We start from the raw sequence: 12,698 nt of genomic DNA on the forward strand, positions 1-12,698 counted from the left end.
AGGAGAAAAGTTGAGCACGCTTGGTGAGGAACCGGAAGCGAATTCAAAGAGGCCCCTCGTTGGCGGGGCCTTGAGCTACGAAACACCGTGTTTCTGTTAGTACGTCACAGAAGCCCCACTGCCAGTAAAACTGTGCTGGGTAGGAGCGTCATTTGCATAGTCTGAAACGGCCTGGATGATGTTCACGATCTGTTGCGGCAACCTGCCGCCGCTGACGGCGGTCATTGCAGTACGATCCATCTCAACGGCTACGGGGAGGTCTTTGATTGCCAGCGTGTTCATTTCGATTCTCCAAGGGGAAATTAGTCAGTCAGGAATGTCAGAGCCTGTTTTGAGGGTGTCGCCACTCCTCGTGGAGGTTCAACGCAAAGTGCGTGCCAAACGGTGGCGTCGCGGTAAGCGATCACACAACTAGTTGAAAATATTGGATTTTTAATGGCGATCAGTGCAGATTGATAGAGAGACGTGCGCGCTGCGGCTGGTGGGTCGGATCCAACTCTCCGTCTGGTGCTGTGGGTTAGATCGCGACACATGCGGTCCGCCTACGTATCCCGTGTTTGTACGATGTCCTCGAGGCTTCGAATCCGATCGAAGCCTGACGACATTGAGTCTGTCGCGGACAGTCTCGCTTTCCTGCTGGACTGCTATGACCACCATAGTGCTGTGGCCTACGATGGCGAAACTGCGCCCAGACTCCTTCGTATCGGCGCTTTTGAAATCACTTTCCTTGACGAGAACCTGCCCGACATAAAAGGCAGTGCTGTCGCATGGTCGCTGAGGGAAACGCCGATTCGCTCCGCGGCTTTCCTCGTTTCAATGACGACAGACGCTTTGTCTATTTGCAGAAGCCGTTCTCCTGCGAGGCACTCATGCAGGTCATCGAAGACGCTCGCTGCAGCAGCGATGCGAATACTCGCCAAGCCGCCTAGACCAACTGTTGTCGACGGAAGCGCACACAACCCATAGCCGGAGGTTCAACGGCAAGCCTCTTGGGCCTGATTGAATTTCGCGCGTCTGTCGCATCGCACTCGCGCGATGCGCACTCGACGCCGATATCCCGCGATTTCACACGCGGCTCAGGCGAGCTCTTCCAGATCGCTGGCTGACTCTTCACCCACTGCGTGCACCGATCGCTCGATGACGTGCAGCTTCGGTGTACGGTCGATCACCAGTCCGAGCACGTCGGGACGGCTGTAGTGACCACGCGAGTCCATCATGCGTTTGCGCTTGTCGATCTGCCAGAAATCCAGATCCGCGATGATCTCTCCCTCTCCTTGACGCAGCGGCGCGCCACCCATGTACTCGCCGTCCGGCGAAACAATGGCGGTGAAACAGCCGCTGGAGATCGGGCCAATCTGGGTTGTATTGGTATCCCGCAGAATCTGCTGTTGCTGTTCGGGCGTCAGCCAGGCGGTCGCGTTGACCACAAAGGCACCCGCCTCCAGCGCATGCTGGCGGATGTTCACGGAGATTTGCTCCGAGAAAAGATCACCGGCGAACGAACCCGGATACATTGCCGAATGGATTTCCTCACCATCTGCCATCAGCGCGTAACGTGCGAGCGGGTTGTAGTGCTCCCAGCAGGCCAACTGGCCGACGCGGCCCACGGCGGTATCGATTGCTCGCAGGCCTGAGCCGTCGCCCATTCCCCAGACCATTCGCTCGTGATAAGTCGGCGACAGCTTGCGGCGCCGCTGCACGAGCGTGCCGTCGGCATCGAACAGCAGTTGCGTGTTGTAGATCGTGCCGCCATCGCGTTCATTGACGCCAATCGACACCACCATTCCGGCCTGGCGTGCGGCCTCGCCGATTGCGCGAGTCGCGTCCGAAGGGACAGTCACCGCCTGCTCGAGCAGCTTGTAATGCTCGGCACCCATTGCAAATGGCGATTCGATGAACGAGAAGTACGGATAATAGGGAACTACGGTCTCAGGGAACGTCGCGAACTGGACGCCCTGCTTGCCGAGCTCCAGAATTTTTCTGACGACTTTATCGACAGTGCCTTCCCGGCTATAGAGGACAGGCGCGATCTGAACGGCTGCGGCGCGGATGATTTTCGACATGATGGTGTTCCTTTCGCTGGCTGCGAGGCGGATGAGAGAAGTGCTTGTACCTTAACGTCGCAGGCCATTACGATGTATGTCGTTGTTGCCACCATTCATGACATCCGTCGCTCGCGCGCAGAAAGCTCGCAGCTCGGAATCATTAGTTGCTATTTGGGAATTCGACCCATACGGCGCTCATTCACAGCACGTTCATGTTGCGAACGGCAGGATCAGACATGCACCGGATTGGCTTCATAGTGCCGAGAAGATTTCAGATGATGAGCCTCGCGGCCCTTACGGTATTCGAGATCGCGAACATGCCGCCGAGAGGCCAGTGCTACGACGTCCATCTCCTGTCTGAACACGGTGGTCCTGTTGTATCTTCGGGTGGAATGACCCTGGAAACCGAGGCGTTTGGCGACCCGGCATTCGACACGGTCATCGTCGGCTCAATCACTGAAATGAAAATGCCCGCTTCCGATGCTCCCGTAGTTGCATTCGTGAAAGAGGCGGCCAAGGCATCCAGACGGATAGCCTCGATCTGCAGTGGCGCATTTGTCCTTGCCGAGGCGGGACTCCTGGATGGCAGACGCGCAACCATGCATTGGGCACACGCATCCGAATTCAGAGCGCGATTCCCGAAAGTCCGCACAGAAGAAGACCGGATATTTGTCAACGACGGTCCAGTCTGGACTTCGGCGGGAATGACGGCCGGCATCGACCTCGGCCTGGCGTTGCTCGATAACGACCTCGGCCCCGACGCCGCAAAAATGGTTGCCCGAATTCTCGTCATGAATCAGCGTCGGCTTGGTGGTCAGATGCAGCATTCCGCGTTACTGGACATGACGCCGAAATCCGATCGGATCGAATTGGTCCTCGCGCATATTCGCCGTAATCTGCGCAATCCGCTCACCATTGAGGAGCTCGCGGACGTCGCAAACCTCAGCCCTCGACAGTTCAGCCGCGCCTTCGTCGCCGAGACCGGTCAGTCGCCGGCCAAAGCTGTGGAACAGCTTCGCCTGGAAGCAGCCAGATTCATGATTGAGCACGGCCGCCACACAATTAACGTGGTGGCGCAGGAAACGGGTTTCTCGGATCGGGAACGTATGCGGCGTGCGTTCCTCCGAACGTTTGGTGTACCTGCCGATGTCCTGCGTAGGAGCGCCCGCGCGGCACCGGCCGCCGGCAACTGACGTCGCCTGGCGCAGCGACCCTGGCCCACGCGCACGGCTCACCCAAAGGCGGCCGGTGGCCGAGCGAAGCAGACGGTCGGATGTCAGCGTCGCAGCGATGGCGAACGGCGCAAACTCGCCGCCCGCTGCCCCATGCGTGAGGGGCCGTTTCCCGTGGCACGTAAAGCGGTGATCTGCGGCAGACGACCCGGAGCGCCCAGCCATCGCTACAAAAAGCAGACACGTGACGCACTTGATCAAATCGGAGTTGCTCCAATGCCGCTATCCATGTGCGCATTTCAAGTACCTGCAGCACGGATTTGCCCGCGCCGCCTGGTGGCGAGGACATCAACCGCGGAGCGCCACAGTAGCCACAACGAGAGCCGAGAAGATCAGCGCCGGGGCGAGATGCCGGAACGGCTCCCGATTTCTTAGCAACGTGAAGAGCGCGCCAATCATGATCGCACCGGCCAGCGTTAGGCCCAAAACTCTGGTTTGTTGTCCAAGAAGAAGTGCCGCACTGAGCAACTCGAGCGCGCCACAGAGCAACTGAAACCAGGCCGGGTAACCCCAGCGCGCGAAGTCGCGCTTCACCGCGCCGCGTCGTGCGAGATTGACGACCCCAGCAACGGCGAACAGAACCGCTACGATCGTCGCGAGAATCGATTCGAAAGATGCAGTGTTTAACGCCATGGTCATGCTCCGTTGCTTTGCTGAAAGTGCTTCTGTACGGAGAGGTCCGCAATCAGGCCGCGGCCGTGGGGTTCCCACGAAAGAACTCGCCGGGCATGCTGGCCGCTTACCGTCTGGTCGAGCGCCAGTGCGTCAGCAAATGGCCCAAGCGATTTGCGAGCATCGTCGAGCGGCCAAAATTCGACGCGGTCGGCGCCGACCGAGGCACGAATCGCTTCGCCCATTTCGGCAATGGCAACGGCGTCTTCCGCGACCACGTTGAAGATCTGTCCCGCGACTCGACCGTCCCCGCTTGCCGCCCGCTCCACCGCGCTCAGGTAGGCCGTGGCGAGATCATCGACGTGAACGGCAGGCCAGTGGTTGCGACCATCGCCGACGAACCTCACACTGCCTGTCTGACGGACCATGCCGGCAAGCATGCCGAAGATGCCGCCGCCATAGCCGTGCACCATGGCCGGCCTGAGGATCACTGCAGCAATCGAGCGGCGTGCCGCTAGCGCCAGCACCTGTTGCTCCACTGCGGGCCGCCATGCGATGAGTGGTGTCGGATTCAGCGCCGATGCTTCAGTCGCGGGCTCCCCCTCTGTATTGCCATAGACCCAGGTGCCCGACGTATAGACAAACGCCGCGCCCGGATGCAGATGCGAAAGCATCGCTACAGCCGCGGCCTCGTCAGCAGCAGCGGCGGAAGCATCGTTGGTCGACGCCATGTGCACCACGCCATCAGCGGCACCGGCAGTCGCAGCGAAAGACTGTGGCTCGCGCAAGTCGCCGCCATGCAGTTTCACGCCGAGACGTGTCAGCGCGCTGGCGGCCGCCGAACTGTCCTCGCGCACCAGCGCCGTCACCTGATGGCCGAGGCTGATTGCCCTGCGCGCGACCGCCTGCCCGATGAAGCCCGTACCACCTGTGATGAATAGTTCCATAGCGTTCTCCTCGATGATTGCCTGCGAAGTTGAAAAGCCATACAAACGAGACTAATCAGTCTCGTTTTGACGAATCTAAACGAGACTACCCAGTCTTGTCAACTACTCGGCGATCTGTTATTTATCTCGCATGGACACTTCTTCTCTCCCCGGCCTGAGCCCGCTGCAAAGCCGCAAGCGGTCTGCAATCCTCGACGGCGCGAAAACCGTTTTCTTACGCGAGGGTTTCGGTCTGGCAACGATGGACGATGTCGCCGCGGCCGCTGGCGTCGGCAAACAGACGGTCTACCGCCACTTCAAGTCGAAGGAGGCGCTCTTCGTTGGTCTGGTGAGCTCGATGTGCGCTCAGGTGGGTGGACTTCTTGCCAGCGCTCGGGACGAGCAATCCGATGGATCACCCGAAGTCGAGTTGCGCGAGTTGGGATGGGTGTTGGCACGAAGCCTAATTACGCCGGATAATCTGCGGCTTTACCGGGCCATCGTTGCTGAGGCCGAGCGTCTTCCGGCACTCGGCCAGGTGTTTTTCGAAAATGGTGCAAAGGTCGTGCGTGCCTTCGCCGCAAATATTCTGCGAGAGCGATTTGACGAATCGACTGCTGCAACGCGGGCAGCGACATTCGTTCAGTTGGTGCTTGGCGACGCGTATCTGGAACTGTCAATTGGCTACACGGTGCCCGATGTCGAAGCACGCTTTGCGCTGCAGATTGACGAGGCGGTAGCGGCTGCACTTCGCTAAGCACCGGCGCATAAGATGTCGAGCCGCTGCATGCGGAACGCAACAGCGTGCAGCGCGGGAAGCAAGACAGCTGGTGTCCGATTCCGAACCCAGTCGCGCACCGGTTTCCGTACGATCCGGGCGCGTTTCCAAAATTGTGAGTGTCGTTTTGTGGCCGGTCACTGCCTGCCGCCGATCGACGACACGCGACCCACTCCTGCCTGTCACACGCTCCGCTAGTCAAAGGCTGCTATCGGAGAAGGCCGGACATCGAAACCACATCGGACAACCTGTCGGAGCCTGCCCAAGGATGCCGACACGCTGACCATCGCCGTCCCTCGACTACGAAAACTATTAGAGCACCGACACCATACCGTCATTGTTGCTCCCTATATTCGTCAGTCGCCCGATCCTGACAATTACCGAACGACAGGTTACGGGCATGCAACAAGACATCCTTGAGCTTCCACGAGCGGGGTCTCGGCAGGCAGCCGTCTTAACGGGCGATATCGAGCATGGAGCGCGAACGATGCATGCGGTCGATCGTGACAAGCCATGCGGGTTCGCCGAGCGATCGGCTGCAGTGAACGCTATCGAAGGTTTCGACGATCAGCCAAACAAGAAGGAGCACCTGCACGTGAATTCCCGCCGCAAATTTCTCCAGAGTACCGCCACGGCCGGCCTGTCGGCTGCCGCGCTCAGCGTATTTCCACCCAGCATCCGTCGTGCGCTCGCGATTCCCGCGCATCATGAGAGCGGCACGATCAAGGACGTCAAGCACGTCGTGATCCTGATGATGGAAAACCGCGCGTTCGACCACTACTTCGGCACCTATAAGGGTGTGCGCGGCTACGGCGATCGCTTCACGATTCCGCTACCGAACGGCCGTAACGTGTGGCAGCAGATCGATGCCAACGGCAACGTGGACCTGCCATACCATCTGGATGAGACCAAGGGCAATGCGCAGCGCGTGACCGGCACGCCGCATAGCTGGGTCGATACGCAAAACGCATGGGATGGTGGCCGCATGGCTGCATGGCCGGTGTCCAAGCAGGACCAGACCATGGGCTACTTCGACACGGCTGAAATCCCGTTTCAGCGAGCGCTGGCCGAAGCGTTCACCATCTGTGACGACTACCACTGCGCGTTCCTTGGCGGCACGCACCCGAATCGCATCATCCATTCCACCGGCACGAATGGTCCTGCGTATGGCAAAACCTTCGTGAACAACTTCAGCCGCGACTTTGACGTCACCACATCGGCATCCGCCTACTTCGACTGGAAGACCACCGCCGAGCGCCTGGAAGAGGCCGGTGTGACCTGGAAGGTGTATCAGAACATCAAGAACACCTTCGGCTGCAACCCGCTGCTCGGCTTCAGGCAGTACCGCCGGGCCAACGAGGCGCTGCCGTCGGCGCGCCAGGTCAGCACGTCGCTGAGCCAGGCCGCCGAGCCGGTCTACAACCCGACCGATGCCGTGGCCCAGCCGCTGATCAAGGGCTACGCGAACACACTGCCGACCACGGACACCGACCCGAACACCAACGGCACCTTCGTCGAGGCTTTCGCCGATGATGTGAGAAACGGCCGTCTGCCGGAAGTCTCGTGGGTCGTTCCGACCGACGTCTACTCCGAGCACCCGGGGCCTTCGAGCCCGGTGCAGGGCGCGTGGTTCGTGCAGCAATTTCTCGATGCGTTGACCGCCGTGCCCGAGGTATGGAGCAAGACCGTCCTGCTCGTCAACTTTGACGAGAACGACGGCTTCTTCGACCACGTGCCCCCGGCCGCTGTCCCGTCGCCGAACGGTGACGGCACCTACGCCGGAAAGACCACGCTGGGCAGCGCCGACCTGGGCGTCGAATACTTCACACATCCGTACGTGACCCGCGCCGACACAGGCGCGACGCCTAACAGCCAGCCGAGCGGGCCGGACGGCAAGCCGTACGGCCCGGGTCCGCGCGTGCCGCTGTGGGTGATTTCGCCGTGGAGCCGCGGCGGCTGGGTCAATTCGCAGACGTTCGATCACACTTCGGTGCTGCGCTTCCTCGAAGCCCGCTTCGGCATCAAGGAAGGCAACATCTCGACGTACCGCCGGCTGATCAACGGCGACCTGACTTCGGCCTTCAACTTCGCGACGCCGAACAACGAGCCGCTGCCGACCATCGCGGGCGAGAAGAGCAAGGCCGACGCCGATGCGTTGCGCGCCACGCAGCAGGCGCTGGGCCAGATCGTGCCGGACGCCAGCCGGGGTATGCCGAAGCAGGCTAACGGCTTCCGCCCGTCGCGTGCGCTGCCGTACGAACTGCATGCCAGCGCTCATGTGGACGCGAGCACCGGTACCGTAAAACTGCTGTTCGCCAATACCGGTCGCCAAGGTGCTGTGTTCCACGTCTATGACAAGTTGCACCTGGACCGCCTGCCGAAGCGTTACGCAGTCGAGCCAAGCAAGACGCTGGACGACGTGTGGGCGCCGGGCTCCACGGACCTCGGCAAGTACGACCTGTGGGTACTCGGCCCGAATGGCTACCATCGCGAATTCAAGGGCGACCTCACCGCGCTGAAGGGGCACAGAACCGCCAATCTGGAAGTTCGTGTGGGTTACGGGTCCCTAACCGGCAACCTGCACCTGCAACTGCGCAACGAAGGTGCCGGTCTCGCACAGTTCACAGTGAAGTCCAACAAGGTCTACGGTGCGCTGCAGGCTTTCCCAGGTTTGCCGAGTCCGGTTTTTGGCCAAGGTCCTTTGGGCTTCGCTGGTTTCCCGGTGCCGGGCTTCGGCGCATGGCCGGAGCCTGCCCCGTTCTCCCGGAATGATCGCCTCGACCCAGGTCACACCTGGGCGGTAAGCACCAACGGCGCGTTCCCGGTCGCGCTCTTCTGGAACCTCGCCCAGACCGGCTTCTGGTATGACTTCGAGATCACCAGCAGCACAGACCGCAGCTTCTTGCGTCGCATCGCCGGGCGTATCGAAACCGGCCGTCACTCGGTGACCGACCCTGCGATGGGGATGATCGACAGCTTCTGATCGAAGACGAGAGGCACCGGGCATTAGCTCAGTGCCTCTCGTGCAATGAAGGTCTTCCAGTGCATCGGCTCACGGCTACCGCTCCTCGCCCGAACGGTTTGGATCAGGCGCTCCCGCACCTTCCATGGCGCTTGATCTCTGGGATACGGTGAATATCGGCTCGGCGATTCGAATTCTTTAATGCGCCACTAACCAGGTCCAATCCGTAAGTCTCACATTGATCGATACCCGGATCATCGAGCGTTTGGACCGCACGCACGATGGCTCAGGGACGAACTCCGTATCGCCAGCGGCGGCATGCGGTGCCACAGGGAGCCCCACACTGAACGCAAACGGCGGATGGTGCATCATGCCTGAAACTCGCAAGCTGGCGATCGGCGCGATGCGCCCCAATTGGGCCCTTCGACCGGGCGGGAATTCAACGGCCGCCTGCGAAGTACATCGGCCGTTTCGCCAACCACAACGGGCGCGCGGTTGGATGAGCTGATAGATTCGTAATCGCGATACCAGCCGCGTGCGCGCTGCACGCGGACTTGGGCAAGGCGGCGATGGCAATCGCTTTCGGCGAGGCTCGGACCATTAAGCAACCGTTCTGGGCGCTGCCGGCGCTCGCGATTGAGAAGCCTGCGTACGGGATATCATGGACTATTGCGTCACCGCGTTGCTATTTTCCGGAGTGGTGTTCACCCCGGGCCTGTATCTCTTCCAATCGCTTGCGGACGGAGGCGCAACACATGGATACTCACGAACTCGCCACCCGGCCGACACAGCCTGTCCGCCGCCCGGTGCTGGTCTGGGACGCGCCGGTGCGACTGTTTCACTGGCTGGTGGTCCTGCTGGTCACGGCGGCCTATGTCACCTTGAAACTAAACTGGATCGACTGGCACGTCCGGGTCGGCGAGACGCTGCTCGCGTTGGTTATTTCCCGGCTGCTGTGGGGCTGCTTTGGCAGTGAGACCGCGCGCTTTCGCAGTTTCGTGGCGTCGCCCGCAGCAGCACTTCGTCATTTGCACCACCTGTTTCGCCGCGATCCGGATGTGCAGGTGGGCCACAATGCGGCCGGCGGCTGGATGGTCCTGCTGCTGCTCGCGTTGCTGCTGGTTGAGACGCTGAGCGGGCTCTATGTCAACAACGACATCGCCGACGAAGGGCCGTTGAGCGAAGTCGTGCCCGCTTGGCTCGCCAACGCGATCTCGACGCTGCACGGGCTTGTTTGGGACGTGCTGCTCGCCGCGGTCGCACTGCACGTGCTCGTGATCGCTCTCTACGCGGTAGCGAAGGGACACAACCTGCTGCGCCCGATGCTAACGGGATACAAGCTGTTGCCCTCGTCTATCGATGCGCCGCGGCAGACGCCAGCGCTGCTGGCGCTGCTGCCGCTCGGCGTCGGCGCTGCCGTGGTGATGCTGCTCGCGGCTTATCTCTGAGCGATCTCAGGATGCCGCTTCAGTGGTCGCGTCAGTTGCTCTTCGGCGGCACCACCTGGCCGCGGATCTCGCCATTCGGATTGGTTTTGGTGTGAACGTTGATGTACATGTCACCCGCTTCGAACATCTTGGCATCGTCCGGGGATAGCGTGGCCTGGCCGCTGATCGGACTCGTCATCTCCATGTTGCCTTTCTGGGAGAGCCACACCTTCACGCCAGCGTTTTTGCCGGCCGGGGCGGGCCCGTGGAAATGTGCCATGGTGGCCTGACTCGACAATCCGCCGAAGCTGATGTTCCAGGTTACGACCCGCGTGCCTGAGTCGTACGTGAGGTTGGCGGTGCCGCTGCCCGGAGTCTGCACCGGCGGAACCTGTTGAGCGCCCGTCAACGGCACTTCAAACGAGACCGGCGCCGCTTGCGCCAAGGTCATCGTACCTGCCAAGGCCAGGCCACCCAACACCATGAAAGCGCACTGCGAGATGGATCGTGACATTTTGTTTTCTCCTTTAGGAACCAGCGAACGCGCGATGCTGCAGATAGTATAAATCGACCCGCTGCGGAGGTTGAACCACGTGCTACCGCAGCGGGCAGGTCATTCGTCCGACCGACGATCGACTACATCGGCGGAGCGACTCCATCCTTTTCGACCACCACGCGCTGCGCGACAAATGCACCCTGCGACGCGGCCGTCGCGACCACAAACACCTTCTTGCCCGCGGTCAGGTCGGTGCGTGCGGCCGGCGTGAAAGTCACGATGGGTACGTTAGGCGGTACGGTTACCTCATTGTTCCCGCCTTTGTACGACAGCTTCAGATTCCGGCCGCTGGTACCCTGAACCACCGTGTCGACGTTCGCATTCGTCATCGTGCTGTTCGGACCGAGGTCCCATGCGTAGTGACCTTCACCCGAGCCGCGCGCGGATTCGGGGAAGACGACCACTTCGGTGGCCGTCAACTTTCCGTCGGTGCCCGTTGTTGCGGCCGTGCCGACGAAGGAGCCCGGCTTGATGTCCGAAAGCTGCATGGCCTTGACCGCCGATACGGTAACGGTCGGTTTGAGCTCGATCGACACAGTGTCGCCGCTACGACGATGCACCTTCAGGACGTCGCCGTCGAGCGAGACAATATCGCCGCGGATACGCGACGGTTTGGCGGCGGGCGTCTGAGCGAGCACGACACTGGCAAAAGCCAGCGTGGCGAGGGTGACGCCAAGTTTCAAGCGGATAGACATGGATGCTCCATAAAGGACTGTTGAGTTTCGAGAGTGGACTAATGCACATCAGGAACCGCCGAACCAGTTATAGCCCTGGTTCTCCCAGTAACCACCGGGATATTCGTTCGTCACACTGATTGCGACGATATGCTTCGGATTCTTGTAGCCGAGCTTGGTCGGCATACGCAACTTCATCGGGAAGCCGTATTTCGGCGGCAGCACCTCGCCGTCGTATGTGAGTGTGAGCAGCGTCTGGGCATGCAACGCGGTTGGCATGTCGATGCTGGTCCAGTAGTTGTCCGCACAGTGCAGTGACACGTACTTCGCCGTGAGGTCCGCGCCCGAATGCTTCAGGAAACTCGAGAAGCGCACGCCGCCCCATCGGCCGATCGCACTCCATCCTTCAATGCAGATATGGCGCGTGATCTGGCTTTCCTGCGGCATTGCGCGGAGCTCGTCGAGCGCCCAGACGCGTTTGCCAGTCGCGAGGCCACCCACCTGTAGGCGGTAGGTCGCGGCGTCGACTTCGGGCACATCGTCGATATCGTAGAACGCGTTGAACGGAAACGGCCGTGTGATCATCGACTCCGGATAGGTCGGGGCCATCTCGTTCGGATTGAACAACAGGGCTTGCACCTCGTCGTTGAAGAACGACATTCTGCGCAGCATGGTGTTCACCGACTTGTCATTGGTCAGATCGCAGCCCGACAGCAAAGCTAAGCCGCCGAGCGTGATAACTCGCTTGCCAAGCAGCCGGCGGGCCGGATTTTTCAGCTCGTTGCGCGCATCCTTGATGATGGATTCAGCGTGAGACCGAAGAAACGTATCAGGCTCCACAGCCTTTTTTCGAAAGCTCATGGTCACCGTCCGCGAATCATCAGAAGCAGCGAGCGCGGCACCAGCGCGACCATGACGACATGCACGACGAAGAACGCAACCAGCACGCTCATTGCAACGAAATGCACGACGCGCGCATTGTCGTATCCGCCCATCAGCGTGCGCAGCAGGGGGAACTGCACCGACTTCCATATCGCCAGCCCCGACAGGATCACGAGCGCGATATCGACGATGACGACCAGATAGGCCAATTTCTGTACCGCGTTGTAGCGTGTGAGGTCCTCATGCGCGAGCGTGCCGCGCAGGGCGGCGACGAGATCGGTTGCAAGCGACTTGAAGCTGACCGGCAGCAGTTTCCGGCGCAGACGTCCCGAAGCGATATTCAGCCCGACGTAGATGAGGAAATTCGCGACCAGCATCCACATGATCGCAAAATGCCATTGCAAGGCCCCGCCGAGCCAGCCGCCCAATGTGATGGCGGAAGGAAACTGTAAAGCTGGAAAGATCGGCGAGGCGTCATAGATCTGCCAGCCGCTTGTCACCATCAATACGACAGCGAGCGCATTAATCCAGTGTGTGATGCGGACCCAGGCGGGTTGAATCGTTGTGTGAATCAAGGCGATCTCGTGATTGATGAGGTAGCTCA

The 12,698-nt window shown here is 60.7% G+C and carries 12 protein-coding genes and 1 pseudogene; 5 read left to right on the plus strand and 8 right to left on the minus strand.

What is annotated here, in order from left to right:
- Positions 1-96: 96 nt before the first annotated feature.
- Positions 97-282, minus strand: a complete 186-nt coding sequence (locus P0D73_RS22620; RefSeq protein WP_132379702.1) for a hypothetical protein — start codon at positions 280-282, stop codon at positions 97-99.
- 794 nt (positions 283-1,076) lie between these two features.
- Entirely contained in the window at positions 1,077-2,063 is a 987-nt protein-coding gene (locus tag P0D73_RS22625; RefSeq protein ID WP_408317648.1) for a nitrilase-related carbon-nitrogen hydrolase, read from the minus strand.
- A gap of 218 nt (positions 2,064-2,281) precedes the next feature.
- Here P0D73_RS22625 and P0D73_RS22630 point away from each other — a divergent pair, with 218 nt between their 5' ends.
- A complete protein-coding gene (locus P0D73_RS22630; RefSeq protein WP_132379706.1) occupies positions 2,282-3,238 on the plus strand; it encodes a GlxA family transcriptional regulator in 957 nt (318 codons plus the stop codon).
- Between the two features lie 327 nt (positions 3,239-3,565).
- Here the strand turns inward: P0D73_RS22630 and P0D73_RS22635 are convergent, their stop codons facing one another.
- Together P0D73_RS22635 and P0D73_RS22640 are read right to left on the minus strand one after the other, a co-directional pair.
- A complete protein-coding gene (locus P0D73_RS22635; RefSeq protein WP_408317651.1) occupies positions 3,566-3,910 on the minus strand; it encodes a DoxX family protein in 345 nt (114 codons plus the stop codon).
- A gap of 2 nt (positions 3,911-3,912) precedes the next feature.
- Complete coding sequence (locus P0D73_RS22640; protein WP_408317653.1) at positions 3,913-4,836, minus strand: NAD-dependent epimerase/dehydratase family protein; 924 nt, start codon at positions 4,834-4,836, stop codon at positions 3,913-3,915.
- Positions 4,837-4,966: 130 nt separating this feature from the next.
- Here P0D73_RS22640 and P0D73_RS22645 point away from each other — a divergent pair, with 130 nt between their 5' ends.
- From P0D73_RS22645 to P0D73_RS22660, 4 genes and pseudogenes are all read left to right on the plus strand, one after another.
- Positions 4,967-5,572: a TetR/AcrR family transcriptional regulator gene (locus P0D73_RS22645; RefSeq protein ID WP_408317655.1), complete on the plus strand. Its 606-nt coding sequence runs from the start codon at positions 4,967-4,969 to the stop codon at positions 5,570-5,572.
- A 616-nt stretch (positions 5,573-6,188) separates the two neighbouring features.
- Positions 6,189-8,576 (plus strand): phosphocholine-specific phospholipase C, encoded by a 2,388-nt coding sequence (locus P0D73_RS22650; protein ID WP_408432948.1) that lies wholly within the window; start codon positions 6,189-6,191, stop codon positions 8,574-8,576.
- Between the two features lie 503 nt (positions 8,577-9,079).
- Positions 9,080-9,282: pseudogene (locus tag P0D73_RS22655) on the plus strand (TIGR00366 family protein); the annotation flags it as partial.
- A gap of 28 nt (positions 9,283-9,310) precedes the next feature.
- Positions 9,311-10,003 (plus strand): cytochrome b/b6 domain-containing protein, encoded by a 693-nt coding sequence (locus tag P0D73_RS22660; protein WP_408317657.1) that lies wholly within the window; start codon positions 9,311-9,313, stop codon positions 10,001-10,003.
- Between the two features lie 31 nt (positions 10,004-10,034).
- Here the strand turns inward: P0D73_RS22660 and P0D73_RS22665 are convergent, their stop codons facing one another.
- The 4 genes from P0D73_RS22665 to P0D73_RS22680 all read right to left on the minus strand — a co-directional run bounded on the left by P0D73_RS22665 (position 10,035) and on the right by P0D73_RS22680 (position 12,669).
- On the minus strand, positions 10,035-10,496 hold the full coding sequence (locus P0D73_RS22665; RefSeq protein WP_408317659.1) for a CHRD domain-containing protein: 462 nt from the start codon (positions 10,494-10,496) through the stop codon (positions 10,035-10,037).
- Positions 10,497-10,618: 122 nt separating this feature from the next.
- Complete coding sequence (locus tag P0D73_RS22670; protein ID WP_408317661.1) at positions 10,619-11,233, minus strand: hypothetical protein; 615 nt, start codon at positions 11,231-11,233, stop codon at positions 10,619-10,621.
- Positions 11,234-11,281: 48 nt separating this feature from the next.
- Positions 11,282-12,073 (minus strand): molybdopterin-dependent oxidoreductase, encoded by a 792-nt coding sequence (locus tag P0D73_RS22675; RefSeq protein WP_408317663.1) that lies wholly within the window; start codon positions 12,071-12,073, stop codon positions 11,282-11,284.
- Between the two features lie 2 nt (positions 12,074-12,075).
- Positions 12,076-12,669 (minus strand): cytochrome b/b6 domain-containing protein, encoded by a 594-nt coding sequence (locus P0D73_RS22680; RefSeq protein ID WP_408317777.1) that lies wholly within the window; start codon positions 12,667-12,669, stop codon positions 12,076-12,078.
- Positions 12,670-12,698: the final 29 nt, after the last annotated feature.

Source organism: Paraburkholderia sp. RL18-101-BIB-B, from assembly GCF_046026985.1.
Lineage (GTDB): Bacteria > Pseudomonadota > Gammaproteobacteria > Burkholderiales > Burkholderiaceae > Paraburkholderia.